The organism is Pseudidiomarina andamanensis (assembly GCF_009734345.1).
Lineage (GTDB): Bacteria > Pseudomonadota > Gammaproteobacteria > Enterobacterales > Alteromonadaceae > Pseudidiomarina > Pseudidiomarina andamanensis.
Window position 1 is genome coordinate 1071937 of the sequence record NZ_CP032551.1, and the last position, 22765, is coordinate 1094701.

The 22765-nt window shown below is 46.8% G+C and carries 22 protein-coding genes and 1 tRNA gene; 5 read left to right on the top strand and 18 right to left on the bottom strand.

Annotated elements, in window-relative coordinates; all coding sequences use genetic code 11:
• Positions 1 to 48: 48 nt before the first annotated feature.
• Positions 49 to 1590, bottom strand: a complete 1542-nt coding sequence (locus D3795_RS05150) for an amidase (protein WP_156266818.1) — start codon at positions 1588 to 1590, stop codon at positions 49 to 51.
• A gap of 69 nt (positions 1591 to 1659) precedes the next feature.
• Between D3795_RS05150 and zur the strand changes: the two genes are divergently transcribed.
• The gene (gene zur, locus D3795_RS05155; RefSeq protein ID WP_092856791.1) at positions 1660 to 2100 is read left to right on the top strand and encodes a zinc uptake transcriptional repressor Zur; all 441 of its coding nucleotides are present in this window, start codon (positions 1660 to 1662) and stop codon (positions 2098 to 2100) included.
• Positions 2101 to 2114: 14 nt separating this feature from the next.
• On the opposite strand, the gene dnaB is transcribed toward zur, so the two are convergent.
• The 12 genes from dnaB to D3795_RS05215 form a co-directional block, all read right to left on the bottom strand.
• Positions 2115 to 3545 (bottom strand): replicative DNA helicase, encoded by a 1431-nt coding sequence (gene dnaB / locus D3795_RS05160; protein ID WP_156266820.1) that lies wholly within the window; start codon positions 3543 to 3545, stop codon positions 2115 to 2117.
• Between the two features lie 114 nt (positions 3546 to 3659).
• Entirely contained in the window at positions 3660 to 4607 is a 948-nt protein-coding gene (locus tag D3795_RS05165) for a DUF4097 family beta strand repeat-containing protein (protein WP_156266822.1), read from the bottom strand.
• A gap of 13 nt (positions 4608 to 4620) precedes the next feature.
• Complete coding sequence (locus D3795_RS05170; protein ID WP_156266823.1) at positions 4621 to 5151, bottom strand: hypothetical protein; 531 nt, start codon at positions 5149 to 5151, stop codon at positions 4621 to 4623.
• A complete protein-coding gene (locus D3795_RS05175) occupies positions 5138 to 5707 on the bottom strand; it encodes an RNA polymerase sigma factor (RefSeq protein ID WP_310942401.1) in 570 nt (189 codons plus the stop codon). Before D3795_RS05175 ends, D3795_RS05170 begins: the two co-directional genes overlap by 14 nt.
• Before the next feature lie 154 nt (positions 5708 to 5861).
• Positions 5862 to 6314 carry a 50S ribosomal protein L9 gene (gene rplI / locus D3795_RS05180; protein WP_055438595.1) on the bottom strand — a complete coding sequence of 151 codons (453 nt, stop codon included), beginning with the start codon at positions 6312 to 6314 and terminating at the stop codon, positions 5862 to 5864.
• 43 nt (positions 6315 to 6357) lie between these two features.
• Positions 6358 to 6585 (bottom strand): 30S ribosomal protein S18, encoded by a 228-nt coding sequence (gene rpsR, locus D3795_RS05185; protein ID WP_006956988.1) that lies wholly within the window; start codon positions 6583 to 6585, stop codon positions 6358 to 6360.
• Between the two features lie 10 nt (positions 6586 to 6595).
• Entirely contained in the window at positions 6596 to 6898 is a 303-nt protein-coding gene (gene priB, locus D3795_RS05190) for a primosomal replication protein N (protein WP_310942402.1), read from the bottom strand.
• Between the two features lie 34 nt (positions 6899 to 6932).
• Positions 6933 to 7307: a 30S ribosomal protein S6 gene (gene rpsF / locus D3795_RS05195; protein ID WP_156266825.1), complete on the bottom strand. Its 375-nt coding sequence runs from the start codon at positions 7305 to 7307 to the stop codon at positions 6933 to 6935.
• Positions 7308 to 7436: 129 nt separating this feature from the next.
• On the bottom strand, positions 7437 to 7892 hold the full coding sequence (locus D3795_RS05200; RefSeq protein ID WP_156266827.1) for a hypothetical protein: 456 nt from the start codon (positions 7890 to 7892) through the stop codon (positions 7437 to 7439).
• Positions 7882 to 8628 (bottom strand): 23S rRNA (guanosine(2251)-2'-O)-methyltransferase RlmB, encoded by a 747-nt coding sequence (gene rlmB, locus D3795_RS05205; RefSeq protein WP_156266828.1) that lies wholly within the window; start codon positions 8626 to 8628, stop codon positions 7882 to 7884. The genes D3795_RS05200 and rlmB overlap by 11 nt, the downstream gene beginning before the upstream one ends.
• Positions 8629 to 8641: 13 nt before the next feature.
• Positions 8642 to 10999, bottom strand: coding sequence for a ribonuclease R (rnr, locus tag D3795_RS05210; protein WP_156266830.1), 2358 nt, complete (start codon positions 10997 to 10999; stop codon positions 8642 to 8644).
• Positions 11000 to 11312: 313 nt separating this feature from the next.
• Positions 11313 to 11399: transfer RNA gene (locus D3795_RS05215), tRNA-Leu, on the bottom strand.
• Positions 11400 to 11598: 199 nt separating this feature from the next.
• Between D3795_RS05215 and D3795_RS05220 the strand changes: the two genes are divergently transcribed.
• Complete coding sequence (locus D3795_RS05220) at positions 11599 to 12141, top strand: RDD family protein (RefSeq protein ID WP_156266832.1); 543 nt, start codon at positions 11599 to 11601, stop codon at positions 12139 to 12141.
• 40 nt (positions 12142 to 12181) lie between these two features.
• Here the strand turns inward: D3795_RS05220 and lptG are convergent, their stop codons facing one another.
• The gene (gene lptG, locus D3795_RS05225) at positions 12182 to 13252 is read right to left on the bottom strand and encodes an LPS export ABC transporter permease LptG (protein WP_156266834.1); all 1071 of its coding nucleotides are present in this window, start codon (positions 13250 to 13252) and stop codon (positions 12182 to 12184) included.
• Complete coding sequence (gene lptF / locus D3795_RS05230) at positions 13252 to 14358, bottom strand: LPS export ABC transporter permease LptF (protein WP_156266836.1); 1107 nt, start codon at positions 14356 to 14358, stop codon at positions 13252 to 13254. Before lptF ends, lptG begins: the two co-directional genes overlap by 1 nt.
• Before the next feature lie 123 nt (positions 14359 to 14481).
• Between lptF and pepA the strand changes: the two genes are divergently transcribed.
• The 3 genes from pepA to D3795_RS05245 are packed head-to-tail and all read left to right on the top strand — an operon-like array spanning position 14482 to position 19323.
• Positions 14482 to 15987 (top strand): leucyl aminopeptidase, encoded by a 1506-nt coding sequence (pepA, locus tag D3795_RS05235; RefSeq protein WP_156266838.1) that lies wholly within the window; start codon positions 14482 to 14484, stop codon positions 15985 to 15987.
• A gap of 12 nt (positions 15988 to 15999) precedes the next feature.
• On the top strand, positions 16000 to 16455 hold the full coding sequence (locus tag D3795_RS05240) for a DNA polymerase III subunit chi (protein ID WP_156266840.1): 456 nt from the start codon (positions 16000 to 16002) through the stop codon (positions 16453 to 16455).
• Between the two features lie 18 nt (positions 16456 to 16473).
• Complete coding sequence (locus D3795_RS05245; protein ID WP_156266842.1) at positions 16474 to 19323, top strand: valine--tRNA ligase; 2850 nt, start codon at positions 16474 to 16476, stop codon at positions 19321 to 19323.
• 47 nt (positions 19324 to 19370) lie between these two features.
• On the opposite strand, the gene rraB is transcribed toward D3795_RS05245, so the two are convergent.
• The 3 genes from rraB to parC form a co-directional block, all read right to left on the bottom strand.
• Positions 19371 to 19733 carry a ribonuclease E inhibitor RraB gene (rraB, locus tag D3795_RS05250; RefSeq protein WP_156266844.1) on the bottom strand — a complete coding sequence of 121 codons (363 nt, stop codon included), beginning with the start codon at positions 19731 to 19733 and terminating at the stop codon, positions 19371 to 19373.
• Positions 19726 to 20460 carry a 1-acylglycerol-3-phosphate O-acyltransferase gene (locus D3795_RS05255; protein ID WP_156266846.1) on the bottom strand — a complete coding sequence of 245 codons (735 nt, stop codon included), beginning with the start codon at positions 20458 to 20460 and terminating at the stop codon, positions 19726 to 19728. Before D3795_RS05255 ends, rraB begins: the two co-directional genes overlap by 8 nt.
• Before the next feature lie 61 nt (positions 20461 to 20521).
• Positions 20522 to 22762: a DNA topoisomerase IV subunit A gene (parC, locus tag D3795_RS05260; protein WP_156266848.1), complete on the bottom strand. Its 2241-nt coding sequence runs from the start codon at positions 22760 to 22762 to the stop codon at positions 20522 to 20524.
• Positions 22763 to 22765: the final 3 nt, after the last annotated feature.

Here is a 22765-nt window from a genome sequence, read left to right on the forward strand (position 1 = left end):
CTTCTTCACTGCTGGTTCAATTCGAGCGCGCGATTCTACCACTCTCTACTAGTGAGGGCTAGCCACAACAGGAGCACGGCGCGCCTGAGTCATCATTTCAAAAGAATGCGCGGCTTCAATCAATATACCTTCACTACGTGCGGTGCCGAAAAAGCTCAAGCCAACCGGCATGTGCTGAACGAATCCCATTGGTACGGTAATGTGAGGATAGCCAGCCACTGCTGCAGCACCACTTGCTGAACCAGTGAAATGATCACCATTAATAAGATCGATTTTCCAAGCTGGTGATGTCGTCGGCGCAATTAATAAATCTAACTGATGCGCTTTCAATATAGCATCAATTCCTTCTTCACCAGCTTTGCGTTTTGCATCAGCCTTTGCCTTTTTATAGGCCTCTTCGTCAGTTTGACGAGCAACAGACATTTCAAATAACTCTTGCCCAAACCACTTCATGGTGACACCGGCATTCTCCTTGTTTGCAGCAATAAGGTCTTCCAGTGAACTGAACTGAGGATGCGGACTCTGTTTAAAATACTCACGCATGCCATGGGCGAATTCATACAACAAAACGGTATATTCATCGCTCCCCCAATTACGTCCATTTGGGAACTTAAGGTCATCGACAATAATTGCACCAGCCGCTTTTAGCTCTTCAATCCGACGATTAAACACTTGGTCTAGTTCGGTGTTGTAACCTGCCAGCTCGCGCATCACGCCAATTCGCTTGCCTTTCAAGCCGTCGGTTTTCAAATGCTCAACATAATTGGTTGTGTCTTTATAGCTAGCGCCATCATTCTTATCGTGTCCTTGCATCGCCATCATCAGGTGCACCGCATCTGCGACGCTGCGCGCCATTGGGCCTGCCGTATCCTGACTCGCGGAGATTGGAATAATGCCATCGCGACTGAGTAAGCCAACTGTTGGTTTGATAGTTACAATCCCGTTAATTGCAGCGGGACAAACAAGGCTGCCGTCCGTTTCTGTACCAACTGCAACTGGAATAAAGTTTGCGCTGACGGCAGCAGCTGAACCCGAGCTCGAGCCACAAGCGGTGCGCGATTGATCATATGGGTTCTTAACCAAACCACCTAAGCTACTCCACCCTGAGGACGAGTTCGTAGAACGAAAGTTCGCCCATTCACTCAAGTTGGCTTTACCCAAAATAATAGCGCCCGCTTCGCGCAACTTGGCTACTATAAAGGCATCGTCAGGTGGCATATGATCACGTAATAAGTAGGAACCAGCGGTATTTGGTAGCCCGTCAGCGGTATCAATATTATCTTTCAGTAGCACTGGAATACCGTGCATCGAACTACGAACGTTCCCTGCTTCACGTTCAGCATCTAGCTGCTTGGCAAGCTGCAATAATTGCTCGCGCTCCTGAACTGACAAAACCGCTTGGAGTTCAGCACCATCGCGGTTGTGTCGAGCAATTCTATCTAAGTAACGCTCAACTAAAACAACACTGGTAACTTCACCACGGTTTAGTTGGTATTGCAGCTGTTCAATTGATGGGTCATCAGATGCCCATAGAGTCGTACTAAATAGTACGAAAAACGCCAACCAGCAAAATGCTTTTATTGTTTTCATTTGTTTTCCTTTCAAGTCACTGATAGATGGCGCTTTGCGCCTGATGAAACCGATGATAAACTGCTGCTCATGAACACACAAGAAACCCAGCGCCTCGTCAACAAGGCCGAAAAACTATGTGAACAACGTGGCGCCCGCTTAACGCCGGCTCGCCGCGAAGTTTTTGAGATCCTTGCTGAACAAGAGGGTGCTATTGGTGCTTATGACCTGCTTGATAAACTCAAAGCAGCGGTACCCAATGCCAAGCCCCCCACTATTTATCGCGCCTTAGACTTCCTACAAGAGCAGGGTTTCGTTCACAAAATTACTTCTTCAAATAGCTACGTACTCTGTAGCCATTTCGACCACCAGCATCCAGTACAAATGCTCATTTGTGAGCGTTGTGGATCAGTTCAAGAAATTCAGTCAGATGGCGTTTATGATGCATTGAAAAAGCAAGCTGAGGGACAAGGTTTCTTAGTTGCTTCGCAAACCATTGAAGCGCATGGGCTCTGCAAAGACTGCCGTTAATGAAACAAACGGGCCTAGTAATCAGGCCCGTCTGGCATATCAATTTTCGCTAAGTTATCAAATCGTGAGTAATGTCCTTGGAATTTCAGCTTCACGCTACCAATTGGACCATTACGCTGCTTACCAATAATCACTTCGGCTACGCCTTTTTCTTCACTTTCCGGATGATAAACTTCATCACGATAGATAAACATAATCACGTCGGCATCCTGCTCAATTGAGCCTGATTCACGTAAGTCAGAGTTAACTGGGCGTTTGTTGGTGCGTTGCTCCAATGACCGGTTCAGCTGCGACAGAGCTACAACGGGTACTTCCAATTCTTTCGCCAACGCTTTTAATGAGCGCGATATTTCAGCAATTTCGAGCGTTCGGTTCTCTGCCATACCTGGCACCGTCATTAACTGAAGATAATCGACCATGATCATCGAAAGTCCACCACTCTCACGATAGACACGTCGCGCACGCGAACGCACCTCGGTTGGCGTAAGGCCTGACGAATCGTCAATGTAGATATTATTTTTATCTTTGAGAATATTGATTGTCGAAGCAATTCGCGACCACTCATCTTCTTCAAGTCGGCCCGTACGAATTCGAGTTTGATCCACATGACTCAGAGATGCCAGCATACGCATCATGATCTGTTCCGACGGCATCTCTAAACTAAATACAAGAACCGGTTTTTCAGAGCGCATCGCAATGTTCTCCGCCAAGTTCATTGCAAACGTTGTTTTACCCATGGATGGTCGCGCTGCGACAATGATGAGATCTGACGGTTGCAAACCTGCAGTCATCTGATCGAGATCGTAAAAGCCGGTAGAAGCACCGGTAATACCATTATGATTTTTGCTACGGCTGAGCTCGTCAATTCTATCGATGGTTTTCTGCAGAATCGGCGAAATAGGCTGTGGACCTTCATTCTCGTTCGTGCGTTTTTCCGCAATTTGGAAGACCTTACTTTCAGCAAGATCGAGCAATTCGCTTGAAGTGCGGTTTTGGGTGTCAAAACCTGACTCTGCAATTTCATTGGCAACGGCAATCATCTCTCTTAATACCGCGCGCTCACGCACAATTTGCGCATAGGCTCTGATATTCGCTGCACTCGGCGTATTCTTGGCAATTTCACCTAAGTAAGCGAAGCCACCAACATCTTGCAATTCACCAGATGTTTCTAATACTTCCGATACGGTAACCAAATCAATCGGTTGGGTACGTTCTGCCAAGTGGTGCATGGCACGATAAATCAGGCGATGCCCGCGATGATAAAAGTCATCCGCAATCAATTCACCCGCGATGGTATCCCAGGCTTGGTTATCCAGCATCAAGCCGCCCAGCACCGATTGCTCTGCTTCAATAGAATGGGGAGGCGTTTTTATTGCATCTAGTTTGGCATCTTTTGCTTTGTGCTGTCCTTGCCGTGATTGCTTATCGCTGCGCTTGTCTGCCATGAATGTCCCAATGAACTATTTAGAATTGACCAAGCGAAACTATACAAAATGATGCCTCAGTAAGAAAGCGAATCAGCATAAATTTGCTGATTCGCTTTATCTCAGTTCAATAAATTACTTTTTAAGAACGATATCACCACTAACTGTACGGAAGTTCATTGAACCGCTGCGCTCACCAAGTTGCAAGCTCAGGCGTTGGCCAATACCAAAAGCTGACTCTTCCGCTTGCTGCTGCGTCAAATGATTATGGATAGCACCACCAGCACTGGTTTTGGCGTCAATGTCTGCGTCAATCGAACCTTTAAACATCATATTAACTTCACCACTGACGCTTTCCACATTAATACGGCCTTCGCGAGCCATCTCTAAGCTAGCATCCACATCGCCGCTAACGCTATTCACATGAAGTGAATCGATGCGCTGTAATGTCAACTCAATGTCACCAGAAACCGCCTCAACACGCACAACGCTAGCGTTCGTTTTTACTGCCACGTCACCACTAACGCTTGAATAACTCGCGCGTGAGCTATCACTGCCATGGTCTGTCACATCACCACTAACGCTTCTCAAAGCCAATTCCCCGGCAAGTTCCTTCGCATCGATATCACCGCTAACCGATTCCAATTGAATGTTACCAGTAAGTTTTGATGCCTTCACATCACCACTGACGGTGTTGGTGGTTACCGCAGCTTTAAAATTGGTAACTTTAAAATCAACAGATACGCCGCGTGCTTCAACTCGCGCTGTTTCCGGTAACGTAATCGTTAATTCGTTGCCATCATTATCGTTATAGTTACCGCGCTTCGGCATTTCGACCTTAATCGTCAGCGTATCGCCATTAAGTTCAAACACAAATTTCTCTGCGTGTTTGTCCAAGCGCCCAGTCACGTGTGCCACCTTATTCGAGGTGCCTCGAATATCTACATTGCCGCGCATTGTATCAATGACGACTCGTGCATTTGCTGGAATATCAAGCTTTTGATCGATACGCTCACCTTGAGCCTGAGCAGCAAACGATAGCGCTATCACAACGGCGCCAATCAACATGTTTAATACTTTCATGGTTATACTCCTATTACACCTGTTGATAGGTGCGTGGTTGTTGATACATTACTTTCAATAAATCGAGTTCTTGTTGGTGCAGCCACTGTAAAAACTGCCACAACTCACTATTATCCGGGTCAAGACGTAACTGCTCAGTCACTTTAACTGCAGCGCTTCGCAACTGCTCAAGTTCTGATTGCAGCTCTGAAAAAGTTGGTTGCAAGCCGGCATCTTCATAGTTCGCTAGAAGTACTTGGCGCTGCTGCTGATGCTGTTGCGTCACCATCGTTAACAACTCAAGTTGTTGTCCATTGACGGACGTACTAACCGGGTTCAACGACAAGCTCAAGGTAATCCCTGCTATCACAAATATGGAAGCTGCAGCACTTGAAAACCAAAGCCAGTAGTTGTTAGGTTGACGTTTTAAAGTGACCTGACTCCGACTGATATTCGCCTCAATTCCTCGCCACAGATCACGCGGTGGTGAGACATCACGATTCTCATCAATGGCTTTTTGAATAAGCGCATCAAGCTTTTGAGCTCGGTTATCATGCGTTGTCATAATTTAGCCACTCCTCTAATAATGTTCGTGCACGGTGCACCTGTGCTTTGCTGGTACCGACTGCAATACCTAATTCATCAGCAACGTCTTCATGACGCATACCTTCAATACAATGCAATACGAAAACCCAGCGCATTTGCAACGGCAGCCTTTTTATCAACGTATCAAGTTCGCCTAAATCAGCACTATCTTCTTGCACTAACTGCTGTTCATATTGGTTTTGATCATCACCAATCAATTGCAGTTTGTTAAGACGTTTCGTCTGCTTACGTAACTCGGTTATGGCCACACGCGTGGCTACTGTATGCAGCCAGGTACTGAACTTGCTCTCGCCGCGGAAACGCTCGAGGTTCTTCCACAGCTGAATAAATACCTCTTGCGTCACATCCTGTGCGGCGTCGTGATCGGCAGCTAAGCGCAACACTAAACCGTAAACTCTTCGGTGATGACGCTCGTAAATTTCCCGAAACGCTTGCAAATCACCTTTTCCGGCTCGCTTTACAAGAGCGGTGTCAGGATCATCAAACTGCACTGTTGTAAGAATCTGGGCTGTCACTGTTAGTCCTTGAAGTCAGTTATTACAGCGAGTTGTTATTGTTCGTATCTAGTATGTCGTAACGAACCACACCATGGTTTACACCAGCTGAAAAAATTCCAAAAAAAAAGCTGCCCGTGTGGACAGCTTTATTAAATTGATGACTGCGACTCAATTAGTCAGCAGCAACAACCTGCAACTTCACAGTTGCGAATACGTCTGAGTGCAAGTGCAACTCGATGTCGTATTCACCAACTTCACGCAAAGTACCGTTTGGTAATAATACTTCAGCTTTCACTACCTCAACGCCAGCAGCAGTTACTGCGTCCGCGATGTCGCGAGTACCGATTGAACCAAACAATTTACCCTCGTCACCAGCTTTAGAGCCGATTACAACAGGGTCAAGTGCATTGATTTTTTCTGCACGAGCTTGCGCTGCCGCTAACTCTTCAGCCAATTTAGCTTCAAGTTCAGCACGACGCTCTTCAAATACTTTAATGTTCGCTTCGGTAGCAGGAACTGCTTTACCTTGTGGGAACAAAAAGTTACGTGCATAGCCAGACTTAACTGAAACTTGGTCACCCAAGCTACCTAAGTTGGCGATTTTGTCTAATAGAATGATTTCCATTGTACGCTACCTCTGAGTTTCTGAGATCGTTCGCGATGCCGGCTTACTGATGTGAATCAGTGTAAGGCAGCAACGACAAGTAACGTGCACGTTTAATTGCACGCGCCAACTGACGCTGGTACTTCGCAGAAGTGCCAGTGATGCGGCTAGGAACGATTTTGCCACTCTCAGTGATATAGTTTTTCAGAGTAGCGATATCTTTATAATCAATTTCTTTAACGCCTTCAGCCTTAAAACGGCAGAATTTACGGCGACGGAAAAAACGAGCCATGATGGTCTCCTCAAATCTTCACAAGTTGCTGGGCGTGTAGTACTAATTTGCCAATACCGTTTATATCTTCTATTCGATTCAAAAAACCACTGACTTGTACTGCAGTTCCAACCTTTAATTCGTTTGCCCATTGCGGTGCTTTCTCGCCACTTAATACCACAGTAATTCTGACATAACTGCGACGTGGGAGACCGGCTTCAATTTGTTCAGAGATATGTTCTAAGACAAATCGTAAATGGCTAATGCCAGCCGGACTGTGCGTCAATTGAGGCGGTTTGATAATCTCGCCGCTCAGGCAATAGTTATTTTGCACAGACTCCACAATAGTAGACACAGTGAGTTACAGCTTATGCCGCTTCGCTGTCGTCTTGCTCTTCGTTACGGCTTTCGCTCTTACGCGGCTCGTCTTTCTTGCTCAATGGAGAAGCTTCAGTTACTGCTTCTTTCTTGCGCATGATCATGCTGCGTAATACCGCATCGTTGTAGCGGAAAGCTGTTTCCAACTCTTCAACAACTTCAGCAGTCGCTTCGATGTTCATCAACACATAGTGTGCTTTGTGCAACTTGTTGATTGGGTATGCCAACTGACGACGGCCCCAGTCTTCTAAACGATCAATGGTGCCGTTACCTGATTTGATGGTCTCGCTGTAACGCTCGATCATGCCAGGTACTTGCTCGCTCTGGTCTGGATGGACCATGAATACGATTTCATAATGACGCATTTCTGCTCCTTATGGTTCATAGCTACTGACTGGCTCAGTCACACCCTCAGCAGCAAGGAACGCTTTTTAAATGAATAAAATACTTCAGACTGATTTAAGCGGCGGGATTTTAGCCTATTAAGCCCACAATCACAAGCTTGATTGCGCTTTATGGCCGTTTTCAACAAGCTCAATTAATATTTTGACGTACTGTTCTGGCAAAGCACCAAAGGTTTCCATTTTCCCCTGTACTTTGAATCGCTGTACCGATGTGGCTGATCCGCTCTCGGCGGGCGCCATGAGCTGGCCATTAATCTGCAGCAATTCTCCGTGCGTAACACTAACGTTTAACTGCCAACCATAACTCGCTTGCTGCTCTAACAGCCGCCATTCGTGACGACTCTCAATTCGCTGCCGCACATCAAATAGAACGTCTTTGAGCTGTTGATTATTCGAATTTTCCGGAATTTGGTAGGTCACATACAAAAATGGTTTGTTCGAGCGTTGCCCAGGATCAAGGTTACCCACAGGTAGCCAGGCCAGTGCTAACATGACCACGATTAACCCCGCTAAAATGAGCGGTCGCCAGCTCCGTTTAAACGCCATGACGTTGTCGCACAGCCTCGTATAAACAAACCCCAGTCGCTACTGACACATTCAAACTACTCACGGTGCCCAACAAAGGAATTTTAATCAATTCATCACAGGTTTCGCGGGTTAATCGACGCATACCATCACCTTCAGCTCCCATCACAATGGCAACAGGACCTTTCAAATCAACAGCGTACAGTTCTTGCGTCGCTTCTCCTGCGGTACCAATTACCCAAACCTGTCTGTCTTGCAACTGTCGTAAGGTTCGCGCCAAGTTCGTCACTTGCACAAACGGCACAGTCTCAGCTGCACCACTTGCGACTTTTCGCACAACTGGTGTAATCGAAGCGGATTTGTCTTTCGGAACAATCACAGCGGTCACGCCAGAAGCGTCTGCGGTACGCAAGCATGCGCCGAGGTTATGCGGGTCCGTCACGCCATCTAGCACCAAGAAAAGGGCTTTACCGCCAGCTTTCTCACACAAACTATCCAAATCATTTTCGGTCATTTGTGGTGCTTCTAATGCCGTAATTGCGATGCCTTGGTGATTGCCACCTTCAGATTTCTTATCGAGCGTCGCTTTCGGTACAAATTGAACCCGCAACCCTAATCGCTGAGCTTGACTGACTAAAAGCTGCAGCGGTTTATCCTGACGCTCGCGGGTTGCAAACACTTCAACCAAACGCTCCGGATGTTGCTCTAACAAAGCGCGCACCGAATGCATACCAAATATAGTGACTTTCTTACTCATGATAATTATTAACTCACTTTCTTACTTTTTTGTTTTTCGGCTTTTTGCCTTTGCGCGCAGCTTCCGTCGCTTTTCGCTTCGATTTAATTCGCGCTTTGGTCGCTTGTTTTTTGTGCTTCTTACTATTGGCAGGCGGCTTATTGCGCTCTCCACGGGTGCTCGGGCGATGCCCTTCTGGCATACGATTTTTACCCATTGGGCTTTCCGCCGCCAACAAATCTAAATCGATTTTACGTTCGTCCAAATCGACCGATTTCACACGGATGCGGACTTTATCACCTAATCGATAGACAATTCGACTATTTTCACCAATCAGCATCTGCTTTTCGCCATCAAACTGATAATAGTCGTTGGAAAGATTACTAATGTGCACCAAACCATCAATTTGCATGTCATCAATGCGTACAAATAGCCCAAAATTAGTCACTGCGGCAATCACGCCACCAAACTCTGAACCAATGTGATCTTGCATATATTCACACTTGAGCCATTCATCGACTTGACGCGTTGCATCATCGGCTCGACGTTCTGTCATTGAACAGTGCGCACCAAGTTCATCAAGTTGTTCATCTGGATACATCCATGCGCCTTCGAGCGCTGGCGTTGGCCCTTGTTGCTTCTTCAACAAGGCTTTAATTGCGCGATGTAAAATCAAATCAGGATAACGACGAATCGGCGAGGTGAAATGCGCATACTCGTCTAGCGCTAAACCAAAATGCCCAGCATTGTCTGGACTATAAACAGCTTGCTGCATTGAGCGCAGTAACATCGTTTGAATAAGCTCGGCATCGGGACGCTCTGCAACTTGTTGCAGCACTTCGGTATAGTCGCGCGGGCTAGGGTCATCTGACCCTTTCATGATAATTCCTAGTTCAGCTAAAAAGCTCCGAAATGCACTTAATCGCTCAGTTGATGGTGGCTCATGTACTCGAAACAGCGCACCGGCCTCTTCATGGCCTTCAATCAGTCGAGCAGTGGCAACGTTCGCCATGATCATACATTCTTCGATAATTGTATGAGCAACATTTCGACGCACGGGCTCTATCGACTCTATTTTCCGTTGGGCATTGAAAATAAAACGCGTTTCTAATGTTTCAAATTCTATCGCTGCTCGTTGTTGACGCGCTTTTTTAAGTACCTTAAACAAGCCGTGCAAATGCTCAATATTACTCATTACGTGGTCATACTCAGCACGCAGCTTCGGATCACCCTCCAAAATGGATGCAACCTTGGTATACGTGAGTCGAGCATGTGATTTCATTACAGCCGGATAAAACTTGGATTTTTGTAGCTTACCACGCCCGTTGATCTCCATCTCGGCCACCATACATAACCGATCAACATCAGGGTTCAATGAACACAAGCCATTGGAGAGTTTTTCTGGCAGCATCGGCACCACAAAGTTCGGGAAATAAACCGAGTTGCCGCGCTCTAAAGCGTCTTTATCTAACGCAGTGTTCGGTCGCACGTAATAGCTGACATCCGCAATAGCCACCCATAAGCGCCAGCCGTCACCAACAGGTTCAGCGCAGACTGCATCATCAAAATCACGAGAATCATCACCGTCTATCGTAATTAACGGCAATTCCCGTAAATCGACTCGTCCTTCATAAGCTTCCGGCGGAACCGTCTCGCCAAAGCGAGCTAGCTCTTGTTCAACGCCAGTTGACCAAGAATTGGGAATATCATGTTCACGAATGGCAATTTCAATTTCCATACCCGGCGCCATATGCTCACCGAGTACTTTCGTGATAGTACCCAGCGGGCTGCTGCGGCGCGTAGGTCGTTGGGTAATTTCCACAACCACAATTTGACCATGTCGAGCCCCAGCATTTTGTCCTTCGGGAATCAGAATATCTTGACTAACACGGCTATCATCTGGCACGACCATGCCAATGTTATGTTCGACAAAGTAGCGCCCAACAATGTCACCCTGACGTGGTTCGATAACTCGCACTACGCGGCCTTCTACTCGACCTTTGCTGTCCGTGCCTTGCTGCTGCACTAGCACTTTATCGCCGTGCAAAACGTTGTACATTTGATGATGAGGAATGAACAAATCAGCCCCACCCTCATCAGGACGACAAAACGCAAAGCCGTCACGGTGGCCAATAATTCGTCCTTTAATTAAATTCATTCGATCAGGCAAACCATAAGCATTCGCTTTGGTATAAATCAACTGACCATCTCTCTCCATTGCGCGCAACCGACGTTTCAAACCAACGTGTTGACGTTCGTCACTGAGCTGAAATTGTTCGACAAGCTCTTCAAAGCGCATGGGTTTGAGGCGAGCTTTTACGGCTTCTAGCAGTTGCTCACGCGAGGGAATTTCTACTTCGTATTCGGGGGTATCGTTTTCTTTAAGTGTCATAGTTTCTCAAATTGGCAATGCGTTTTTGCATTGAAAGAATAACCTAAGCATAACAGGTTATTCGTTATTCGTTATTCGTTATTCGTTATTCGTTATTCGTTATTCGTTATTCGTTATTCGTTATTCGTTATTCGTTAAAGATAAGACCAAAGCCGAAGAACGCAAGTTCCTTGTAGCAAAAGAAATTCCGAAATTGAATGTGTTTGGGTTTATCGAATAGCGAAGCGGACGAACAGCAAAGCGCACGAATAACGAAACACGTTTTTGCTTTTGTCTTTGCGAATAACCAGTAACGAATAACGTCTTTAAGAAGTGGTGCCTAGGGTCGGACTCGAACCGACACGGGTTTTATCCCGGCGGATTTTGAATCCGCTGCGTCTACCAATTTCGCCACCCAGGCACTGGGGACTTTTGCGCTAGCTTGGCTAGCTGCAGTATGGTGCGCATTATACTGAACCATTGCAGTCAATCAAGACATTTTAATGAACATTTGTCTGTTCGATTATTTCATAACCACATTCATTTAAAAATTAGTGTTCACGAGTGAGTTTTGGTTAAGATAGCTCCCATTAGACGACTTGAGAGACCGACAAATAGCCATGACCGAAAAATCTGAAGATTTCAACCAAGCGCCGCCTCGAACGACTGCGCAAATTCATTCGAGCTTCCCAAGTGCTGGATTCCTCCGACGCCTAGCTGCCATGGTTTATGACTTATTAGTAGCAGTCGCAATTTTGATGTTGGCATCAGGTATTGCGATGTTATTGCCAGCTATTTTGAACAGAGTCGGCACGATTGAGCTAACCGAATCGTTTACCGCCGCCGACTGGCTAAATCAAACGCCGCTGTACGGGATTTATCTATTAACCGTTTTGGGTTTATTTTTCGGCTGGTTCTGGTGGCGTAGCGGGCAAACTATTGGCATGCGCGCTTGGCGGTTGAAGGTTCAACAACGTAATGGACAACGATTAACCAAGAAGCAAGCGGCTATCCGTGTTTTGACTTGCGCTTTGGGGCTTGGGAACTTATGGGTGTTAGTCGATTTTAAAAACCGCCGAGCCTGGCACGATTACGCCGCCGGCACTGAGCTAGTCACCTTATCAAAAGAAGCTAACCAGCTGTATTATTGGAAAGAGTTATAAGAGTAATCTGTTGCTACGAATGAAACCCAGAAAGCCGCGCTTAACTGCCGCGGCGTCCCATCATCCACAGAGCCCATGTTGCGAACAACAAACTTGGTAACAGTGCGCCTAATACAGGCGGAAGTTGATAAACCTGTGCCATTGGGCCAAATATTTCGTTGCTAACGTGAAAGCCAAACCCTGTGATGACGCCAAGTAAAACTCGAGCCCCCATCGTCGTGGAGCGCAACGGCCCAAAAATAAATGACAGGGCCACAAGCAACATCACAGCCACCGTTATCGGCGCTAATAGTTTTCGCCAAAGCGCTAATTCATAACGATCGGCAGCTTGTCGATTGGTCTCTAAATAGTCTAAGTAGTCTAATAACCCTCGAATAGAGAGCGACTCTGGCTTCACCGTAACCACGCCAAGTTTGTCTGGTGTGAGTGACGATTGCCACATGAATGCTTCTTGCTCTGACTGTATAATTCGCTCAAGCGTATACTGAGTTTTTGTGACATCAAAAAGACGCCATTGGTCCGCACTATAAATCGCTGACTGCCCTTGGGTAATTGACTCCAGTTCGCTGTTTTGATCGAAGTTATAAATGGTGACGTCACGAAGTCTTCCTGTATTCTCAACTTCACCTATGTTGACAAAGCTAAGCCCATCTCGCGCCCAAATACCCTGCTGGGCGGAAATTAGGCTACCGCCAGAAATGGCACGAGCGCGAAGTTCGCGACCATGTGATTCCAGCTCAGGTGCAATCCACTCCCCCATTGCCATCACGGCTAGCATCATAACTACAGCTGCCTTCATAACAGAACCGACAATATTCAAGCGCGAGCGTCCAGCAGCGAGCATCACGACCAATTCAGAGTTGCTGGCCAGCATGCCCATGCCAATAAGCCCACCTAAAAGCGCTGCCATCGGAAAAAATACTTCGATATCGCGGGGCAAACTGTAAAGTACAAACAAACCGGCGTCAGCTACTGAATATGTGCCTTTACCCACCGATTTTAATTGCTCCACGAACCTTATTAGGCTCGATAATCCGCTAAGCACCGCTAAGCTGAGTAACGATGTGACAAGAACCGAGCGCGCAATATATCGATCAAGAATAGAAAACATTATCGTGACCTCTTCAGCTTAGCCATTGCTTTTAGCCCCCAAGGCCGCCCTTTACCAATCAACACGAATCCACATACGAGCAACAATATATGTATCCACCACAAACCGATGGCTGGCGGAATAACGCCATCAGCAAGCGCTGAGCGCGCTGCCATCAACGTTAAAAAATAGCCCAGATATATCAATAAAGCGGGAGCCATTCGGGCAAATTTACCTTGCCGCGGATTCACCCGACTCAACGGAACGGCAATTAACGTCAATAATGGCATCGCCAACGGAATTGCAATTCGCCATTGCAGTTCAGCCTGAGCCTCTGCATCTCGCTCTTGCATCAATTCTAAGGTGCTATAGGCTTCTAATTTACGAATATATTCTGAGCCTTCCTGCTCCTTAATTTGCAGTTGATAGGCGTCAAACTGCATGATTTGAAATTCGCCTTCAATAAAGCTTTGTGCATACCGCATGCCGTTATTTAGCACCAAAGTCTGTGCCCCAGTTTCCGCGGCTATAACACTGCCGCGGTCAGCCATGACGACACTTCCACCGATGACTTGGTCATTCTCGTCACGCAATGATTGCGCCACAAATACTTCATCAAGATCGCCGTTTTCATTCAGCCCTTGCACATAAATGACTGCTTTTTGGTTACTTGCTTGTTGAAAACGACCCGGCATGATGACACTCAGCCCGCTCTCGCTTCGGGCCTTTTCTTCCACTACACGCTCTTGTTCTAACGACCACGGCACAAGATATAGGGTCAGTGCTGCCGTGATAATAGCTAGAACAACCGATAATGCGAGTGTTACACGTGTGACATACCACTCACTGACACCACAAGCATGCAAAACCGTCATTTCGTTGTCGGCATAGATACGCCCGTGAGCTAACAAAATACCGAGAAACAGGCTTAGAGGAAGGATTAATGCAGCCAGCGCCGGAAGATTTAACCCAAGTAGTTGAATAACAATGTTGCTTGGAATTTCACCCGCTGATGCGTCAGCCAATACGCGAACAAACTTCTGACTCACAAATATCGTCATCAACACCACCAATACGGCGATTTGAGACTTGAATGTTTCACGTATTAAATAGCGAAATATGCGCACTGAAACCCACTCTTAACATTGCTTTTTACTGGAAATGCTGCGAATTTTAAGTAAACTTGTCATTTTCACAAGAATTATTCTACGACAGCGATCTACTGTCAACCGCAGCAAACGGGAGCACATATGGAGTTCAGCGTAAAAAGCGGCAGTCCTGAGAAACAACGTTCTGCCTGTGTCGTGGTCGGTGTATACGAACCACGTCGCCTATCCGGTGTAGCAGAGCAGCTTGACAAAGTCAGCGGTGGTTACCTGAGTAACTTATTGCGCCGCGGCGATCTCGAAGGCAAATCAGGCCAAATGCTACTGTTACACAACGTTCCTAATATTTTTAGCGAGCGCGTATTGCTCGTTGGTTGTGGTAAGGAACGCGAGCTCGATGAACGTCAGTATAAACAAATTATAGAAAAAACCATCCATACTTTGAACGAAACGGGTTCAATGGAGGCAGTTTGTTTTCTGAGCGAGCTCCACGTAAAAGGTCGTGATACTTATTGGAAAGTTCGCCAAGCCGTTGAAGCAGCACAAAGTGGTTTGTATACGTTCAATCAGTTGAAAACCCGCAAAGAAGAGCCTCGCCGCCCTCTGCGTAAGTTAGTTTTCAATGTTCCTACACGTCGCGAGCTTCCACTCAGCGAAAAAGCCATTGCGCATGGTTTAGCAGTTGCTAAAGGAATGTCTATTTGTCGTGACGTGGCCAATATGCCACCAAACATTTGCACTCCGCGTTATTTGGCAGAGCGCTGCGAAGAACTCGCTGGTAACTACGATAACTTATCGTTTAATGCGGTTACCGAACAAGAAATGACTGAGCTCGGTATGAATGCCTACCTTGCTGTAGGTCGCGGTTCTGAGAATGAATCGGTCTTAAGTCTATTGCATTATCAAGGTGCGGCAAAAGAGCAGGCGCCAATTGTGCTTGTGGGTAAAGGGTTAACCTTTGATGCTGGCGGTATTTCCATTAAGCCCGCGGCCAACATGGACGAAATGAAATACGATATGGGTGGTGCAGCGGCAGTTTTAGGTGCCATGCAAGCCATTGCGGAGCTACAGCTACCAATCAATGTAATTGCTGCCATTGCAGGCTGTGAAAACATGCCTGATGGTCGTGCTTATCGTCCAGGTGATGTGCTGACGACCATGAGCGGTCAAACGGTTGAAGTGTTAAACACCGACGCTGAAGGTCGCCTCGTGTTATGTGATACGCTGACTTACGTTGAGCGTTTTGAACCAGAGGCTGTTGTTGATATCGCTACCTTGACCGGTGCCTGTATTGTTGCGCTTGGGCATCATGCAAGCGGCTTAATGAGTAGTCATAATCCGCTTGCTCACGAGCTGTTATCCGCATCGGAACAAAGTGGCGACCGTGCCTGGCGTTTACCATTATGGGACGAATATCAAGAAGCTCTCGATAGCCCGTTTGCTGATATGGCGAACCTCGGTGGACGCGATGCTGGTACCATTACCGCAGCGTGCTTCCTATCTCGTTTCACCAAAAAATATCATTGGGCTCATCTCGACATCGCTGGTACAGCATGGCGCAGTGGCGCCAAAAAAGGCGCGACCGGCCGACCTGTCGCTCTGTTGACACAATTCATCATTAACCGCACCGCCTCTGGCGAGCAGGATTAAGCTGAGCACATTATGGCGCAGGGCATATTCTACGTACTCGATGGACTCAACGAAGAACAACAACAGCAGTTCTTCTGTGAGCGTATAGCACAAGCATGGCGTGAGTTTCGCAGTGTGCGCGTGTGGTGCCCTGACCAAGCGACTGCTGAGCAGTTAGATGAAGCATTATGGCAATCGCCTGCTGATGCCTTTGTGCCGCATAACCTAGTCGGCGAGGGTCCTGCGCAAGGTGCGCCAGTTGAGTTATGCTGGCCTCAGGCTAACGTTCCAAAACGGCGCACTGCTGCAGTCGTTAATTTGATGGCTGACATACCAAATTGGCAAGGCGCACGGCTTATTTTAGAACGTGTTCCTTCCGCAGAAAATGAACGTCAAGCGGCACGAGAAAGATACAAGACTTATCGTCATCAAGGTGTTGAATTACAAACCGTAAAAGCATCTGAGCAGATAAATTCATCAACCAAATAGAACGAAGTGAAGGTTTCTATGGATAAAACGTATTCCCCGCAAGCCATTGAGCAAGCGCTCTATAAAAATTGGGAAGAGCAAGGTTACTTCAAACCATCAGGTCACGGCGATTCATATTGCATTATGATTCCGCCGCCCAATGTCACTGGTAGCTTGCATATGGGACATGCGTTTCAGCACACCATTATGGATACGCTGACGCGATATAAGCGAATGGACGGCTACAATGCACTTTGGCAAGTGGGCAGCGACCATGCAGGCATTGCAACCCAGATGGTTGTTGAACGTCAGCTTGCGGCCCAAGGTGTTACCCGCCAAGAGCTTGGACGCGATGCCTTCATTGAAAAAATTTGGGATTGGAAAGCGCAATCTGGTGGTACCATCACCTCACAAATGCGCCGCCTCGGTGACTCAGTTGACTGGGATCGCGAACGCTTCACCATGGACGATGGTTTATCTAACGCCGTTAAAGAAGTGTTCGTTCGTTTACACGAAGAAAATCTAATTTACCGCGGCAAACGTCTGGTGAATTGGGATCCGAAACTACAAACAGCGATTTCGGATCTCGAAGTCGAGAATAAAGAGCAACAAGGCCACATTTGGCATTTGCGCTACCCTCTCGCTGACGGTGCGACAACCGCAGACGGAAAGAACTACTTAGTCGTCGCTACAACACGCCCTGAAACTATGTTAGGCGACGTTTGTGTAGCAGTGCACCCAGATGATGAACGCTATCAAAACCTCATCGGTAAACACGTGCAATTGCCAATTGTTGGACGCAAAATTCCAATTATTGCAGATAGTTACGTAGATCAAGAGTTCGGTACCGGTTGCGTGAAAATTACTCCAGCACATGACTTCAACGACTATGACATTGGTAAACGTAACAACTTGCCAATGATTGCTGTGTTAGACAACCATGCGCATATTCGAGAACAAGCTGGGTTGTATACCCCAACCGGCGAAGAGCTACCGGAAATCGATGGGTTCGACGGCACACTCCCTGCTGATTACCAAGGCCTCGAGCGCTTCGAAGCGCGCAAGAAAATTGTTGCCGATTTTGATGCGCAAGGCTTGCTCGATAAAACGGAGCAACATACGAATAAGATTCCATACGGCGACCGTGGTGGTGTGCCAATTGAGCCTCATCTCACCGATCAATGGTACGTGCGTGTCGCACCATTAGCTGAAGTCGCGACTAAAGCGGTTGAAGATGGCGAGATTCAATTCGTACCTAAGCAGTATGAGAATATGTATTTCTCTTGGATGCGCGACATTCAAGATTGGTGTATTTCGCGCCAGCTTTGGTGGGGACACCGCATTCCAGCTTGGTATGACGAACAAGGTAATGTCTATGTCGGCCGTGATGAAGATGAAGTTCGAGCAAAACATAATTTAGGCGACACCACGCTTCGTCAAGACGACGATGTACTCGACACTTGGTTCTCATCGGCATTGTGGACATTCTCAACGCTAGGCTGGCCAGAGAATACGGATGATTTGAAGACCTTCCATCCAACCGACGTGTTGGTGACTGGCTTTGATATCATTTTCTTCTGGGTTGCTCGCATGATTATGATGACCATGCACTTCCTAAAAGATGAAAATAGCAAACCGCAGGTGCCATTTAAAACGGTATACGTCACCGGCCTTATTCGAGATGAAGAAGGTCAAAAAATGTCGAAGTCAAAAGGTAACGTACTTGACCCGCTCGACATGATTGATGGTATCGAATTGGATTCGTTGGTTCAAAAGCGTACTGCGAATATGATGCAGCCGCAGCTTGAAGCAAAAATTAAGAAACGTACTGAAAAGCAGTTTCCAGAGGGAATTTCGGCACACGGTACTGATGCACTGCGCTTCACTTTAGCCGCATTAGCTTCAACTGGTCGTGATATCAACTGGGATATGAAGCGTCTGGAAGGCTACCGTAACTTCTGTAACAAACTTTGGAATGCTAGCCGTTACGTGTTGATGAATACTGAAGACCAAGACTGTGGTACCAATGGCGGCGCCATGGAACTATCACTTGCTGACCAGTGGATTATTGAGCAGTTTAACGACACCGTGGAACAGTTCCGCAGTGCACTTGATAATTACCGATTTGACCAAGCTGCAGGTATTGCTTATGAGTTCACTTGGAACCAGTTCTGTGATTGGTATTTGGAGTTAACTAAGCCAATTCTATTCAACGGTACTGCTGAGCAGCTACGAGGAACCCGTCACACGTTAATTACCGTGCTAGAGCAGTTGTTACGCTTACTTCATCCGTTATTACCGTTCATCACAGAAGCGATTTGGCAGCGCGTTGCGCCACTTGCTGGCGTTAGCGGCGATACCATCATGCTACAGCCATATCCGCAAGTTCAGAGCCAGCAGTTCGCGACCGCACGTGATGATATGGAATGGTTGAAACAGGTGATTGTTGCCGTGCGAAACATTCGTGGTGAAATGAATTTATCACCAAGCAAGCCATTGCCGGTATTATTTAAGAATGCTGATGATGTGGCTCGTAAGCGTCTTGAGCAAAACACTAACTTCTTAAGTGCGTTAGCAAAACTTGAGTCTGTTACTTTCTTGGGTGCTAACGACGAAGCGCCAGCGAGTGCGACTGCTTTGGTTGGTCGTATGGAAATTCATATTCCAATGGCAGGCTTGATTGACACCGCAGCAGAGCTAGCTCGTCTTGATAAAGCGATTGAGAAAGCTCAGAAAGAGTTTGATTTGTTTACGCGTAAGCTAAGCAATGAAAATTTTGTTAGCAAAGCGCCAGCTGATGTGATTGAGAAAGAACGCGCCAAGCAAGCTGAAGCCGAGGAAACACTCCAACAGCTTAAACAACAGCGCGCTAAGATAGCCGCACTTTAAGCTAGTAATTTAAGCTGCACTCACATTTGAAACGAATGTGAGTGCGGCTATTCTTCTTCGTCATCTTCACCGAAATACGTGCCCCAACCGTCGTAATCAACACCGGCGATGTCTGCGATTTTAGTTACTTCTTTGGTTTGCGCCTGTAAAACTTCTGCTTCAAGTTTTACCTCACTCACGGCAACAAATGCAAATAATCGAGAACCATCGTCCAACTCAAATTCATCGGCATCATCAACATGGTAGCCGACCTTGACGAGCTCTACGGCTGCTTTTTCAAGTTTGGTGAAATCCGCACTGACCAAGTGATGCTCAATCTGGAATTTTTCCTGTGGATCAGCGCCATCCGCAATAAGGGCTGCGACTGTCTCATCGCTTTGCTTCAATAACTCAGAAAGATCGTTAGCCATGCGTTGTTTTTCCTTGCGCTAATTCGTGATCAAGTTCACTAATTTTAGACTGCATCAGTTCGTGACAATGAGCTGCTAATGCGCGAATTGAATCCGTGCTGTAGCTCGCCGTTTTAACTGGCTTAAGCATTTCAATTATCACTGTACCATTGTTCCAACGATTCAGTTTAATTCGACCATGTAAATTAGATACACAGATTGGAACGATATCGACTCCCGCTTGCACTGCTGTACGAAAAGCGCCGGTTTTAAATGGTAATAAGCCACGACCGTAGCTGCGCGTGCCTTCTGGAAATAAGAGAATAGAAAGCTGACGTTTGCGAATTGCTTCTGCCGCTTGTTCAATGGTACCGTGCGCGCGACCTTTGTTGTTACGATCAATCAGAATGTTTCCAGCAAGCCAATAAAGCTGGCCGAAAAACGGTATCCACTTCAAACTCTTTTTACCAATACTTACAGTGCTTTGCGGCATTGAGCGCGCTAGAGTGAAAATATCGTAGCTATTTTGATGATTGGCAATATAAACAAAAGGACCCGCGTCGGTAAGTTCGTCGGGAACTCGGATATCAAGTTTTACCCCTAACAAACGATGCATGCGACCATACCAGTGCGCGGCAAGGGTCGTATTATTTCGATGAAATGGACGTATCAGACAAATGAGCAATAACAACGTACTGCCAACAACAATGAAAACGCCTAACAGCACTATACGTAAAACAGCGAGCATGTAGTCTCCTTAATCACTAATGCGCGCTAGTATAACCTGTTAGGCGTCGAAAAACGTCCGATCAGTCTTGATTTTCGACAGTAATTGCATCAACGCGCTGCAATCCTCGTGGTAATTTGTTACCACGACGACCGCGCTCACCGCGATAGTGCTCTAAATCAGACGGTTTCAAAGTCAATTTTCGTTTTCCAGCCAGCAAGGTAATTGCTGAATCCGCCGGCACTACTGCCGCGGCCACCACATATTCCTCACGTGATTGTGCGCGCAGAGCAGGAATACTCAGCATCTTATTACCCTTACCTTTTGTAAGTTCTGGTAAATCACGAACTGGGAACAATAACATTCGACCTTCATTTGAAACGACGGCAAGAAGGTCGTTTTCAACATCGGTGACGATGCTAGGCGGAAGTATTTTGGCACCAGTTGGCAGATTCAAAATTGCCTTACCGTTCTTATTGCGGCTGACTAAATCGCCGAACTTACAAATAAAGCCATAGCCAGCATCGGATGCTAACAAATACCGTTGTTCATCTTTTGCCATGAGTACTTGGTCAACGGTTTCGCCGGCAACCATACTAAAGCGCCCAGTTAGCGGCTCGCCCTGTGTCCGTGCTGAAGGTAACGCATGCGCTTCACACGAGTAACTGCGACCTGAGCTATCAAGGAATACCACTTGTTGATTGCTCTTACCGATTGCTTGCGCTAAGAAGTTATCTCCCGACTTATAGGCTAAGTTTGCGCCATCAACATCATGTCCTTTAGCTGCACGCACCCAACCTTTCTTCGAAAGCACTACCGTAACTGGCTCGGCTGGGGTTAGGTCACGTTCGCTTAGCGCTTTTGCTTCTTGGCGCTCAACCAATGGTGAACGACGGTCATCACCATACTTTTCAGCATCAGCAAGAATCTCTTTACGTATAAGGGTCTTCATGCGGCGATCGGAACCAAGCAGAAGCTCAAGTTGCTGACGCTCTTTCTCTAACTCGTCTTGCTCACCTTTTAGCTTAAACTCTTCAAGTTTGGCTAAATGGCGTAATTTCAATTCTAAAATAGCTTCTGCTTGGGTATCGGTTAAGCCAAAACGCGACATCAATACTGGCTTCGGCTCATCCTCATGACGAATGATGGCAATCACCTCGTCAATATTCAGATAAGCAATAAGCAAACCTTCCAAAATGTGCAAACGCGCTAAAATTTTATCTAGACGATACTGAACACGGCGCGTCACGGTGTCTTGGCGGAATACCAACCACTCTTTGAGCACATTGAGAATTGGCTTCACTTGCGGACGACCGTCGAGACCCAACATGTTCAAATTCACACGATAGTTTTTCTCGAGGTCTGTTGTAGCAAATAAATGTTGCATCATTTGCTCAACATCAATTCGATTTGAGCGTGGCACAATCACCAAGCGAGTTGGATTTTCATGGTCCGATTCATCGCGTAAATCAGTCACCATAGGCAATTTCTTGGCCTGCATCTGCCCCGCAATTTGCTCAAGTACCTTCGCACCTGACGCTTGATGTGGCAACGCTGTAATGACAACCTCGCCATCTTCCATGTGGTATTTTGCTCGCATCCGAATCGTGCCACGGCCCGATTCGTATATCTTAACAATCTCGTTATGTGGTGTTATAACCTCAGCGTCCGTTGGATAGTCAGGTCCGCGCAGGTGTTCCATAATTTCACTCAAATCAGCGCTAGGCTTTTCGAGCAACAACGCACAAGCGTGAGCAACTTCACGAACATTATGAGGCGGTATGTCGGTAGCCATACCAACTGCGATACCCGTAACACCATTTAATAGAATATGAGGTAAACGCGCCGGTAGCATGCGTGGCTCTTTCATGGTGCCATCGAAGTTCGGTGTCCAATCGACGGTTCCTTGTCCCAACTCGCTTAATAAAACTTCACTAAAACGAGATAAACGAGCTTCGGTATAACGCATCGCTGCAAACGACTTCGGGTCATCTGGCGAACCCCAGTTCCCCTGCCCATCGACTAACGGATAGCGATACGAAAATGGCTGTGCCATCAACACCATCGCTTCATAACAAGCGCTGTCGCCATGCGGGTGGAACTTACCTAATACGTCACCAACGGTACGTGCTGACTTCTTGTATTTTGCCAGCGCCGATAATCCCAGTTCAGACATTGCATAAATAATGCGTCGCTGAACTGGTTTTAAGCCATCGCCAATGTGCGGCAGAGCACGATCCATGATCACATACATGGAGTAATTGAGGTACGCGTCTTCAGTAAACTTGCGTAACGGGAGTTGCTCTAAAGCATCCATAGACATGTG

Bases quoted from the DNA above. Each gene is read 5' to 3' on its own strand.
- D3795_RS05220 (WP_156266832.1), top strand. From the start codon at position 11,599: ATGACCGAAAAATCTGAAGATTTCAACCAAGCGCCGCCTCGAACGACT.
- D3795_RS05200 (WP_156266827.1), bottom strand. From the start codon at position 7,892: ATGGCGTTTAAACGGAGCTGGCGACCGCTCATTTTAGCGGGGTTAATC.
- D3795_RS05255 (WP_156266846.1), bottom strand. From the start codon at position 20,460: ATGCTCGCTGTTTTACGTATAGTGCTGTTAGGCGTTTTCATTGTTGTT.
- pepA (WP_156266838.1), top strand. From the start codon at position 14,482: ATGGAGTTCAGCGTAAAAAGCGGCAGTCCTGAGAAACAACGTTCTGCC.
- D3795_RS05240 (WP_156266840.1), top strand. From the start codon at position 16,000: ATGGCGCAGGGCATATTCTACGTACTCGATGGACTCAACGAAGAACAA.
- rlmB (WP_156266828.1), bottom strand. From the start codon at position 8,628: ATGAGTAAGAAAGTCACTATATTTGGTATGCATTCGGTGCGCGCTTTG.
- D3795_RS05150 (WP_156266818.1), bottom strand. From the start codon at position 1,590: ATGAAAACAATAAAAGCATTTTGCTGGTTGGCGTTTTTCGTACTATTT.
- zur (WP_092856791.1), top strand. From the start codon at position 1,660: ATGAACACACAAGAAACCCAGCGCCTCGTCAACAAGGCCGAAAAACTA.
- D3795_RS05245 (WP_156266842.1), top strand. From the start codon at position 16,474: ATGGATAAAACGTATTCCCCGCAAGCCATTGAGCAAGCGCTCTATAAA.
- D3795_RS05165 (WP_156266822.1), bottom strand. From the start codon at position 4,607: ATGAAAGTATTAAACATGTTGATTGGCGCCGTTGTGATAGCGCTATCG.
- rnr (WP_156266830.1), bottom strand. From the start codon at position 10,999: ATGACACTTAAAGAAAACGATACCCCCGAATACGAAGTAGAAATTCCC.
- lptG (WP_156266834.1), bottom strand. From the start codon at position 13,252: ATGTTTTCTATTCTTGATCGATATATTGCGCGCTCGGTTCTTGTCACA.
- rraB (WP_156266844.1), bottom strand. From the start codon at position 19,733: ATGGCTAACGATCTTTCTGAGTTATTGAAGCAAAGCGATGAGACAGTC.
- parC (WP_156266848.1), bottom strand. From the start codon at position 22,762: ATGTCTATGGATGCTTTAGAGCAACTCCCGTTACGCAAGTTTACTGAA.
- rpsR (WP_006956988.1), bottom strand. From the start codon at position 6,585: ATGGCTCGTTTTTTCCGTCGCCGTAAATTCTGCCGTTTTAAGGCTGAA.
- rplI (WP_055438595.1), bottom strand. From the start codon at position 6,314: ATGGAAATCATTCTATTAGACAAAATCGCCAACTTAGGTAGCTTGGGT.
- dnaB (WP_156266820.1), bottom strand. From the start codon at position 3,545: ATGGCAGACAAGCGCAGCGATAAGCAATCACGGCAAGGACAGCACAAA.
- D3795_RS05170 (WP_156266823.1), bottom strand. From the start codon at position 5,151: ATGACAACGCATGATAACCGAGCTCAAAAGCTTGATGCGCTTATTCAA.
- rpsF (WP_156266825.1), bottom strand. From the start codon at position 7,307: ATGCGTCATTATGAAATCGTATTCATGGTCCATCCAGACCAGAGCGAG.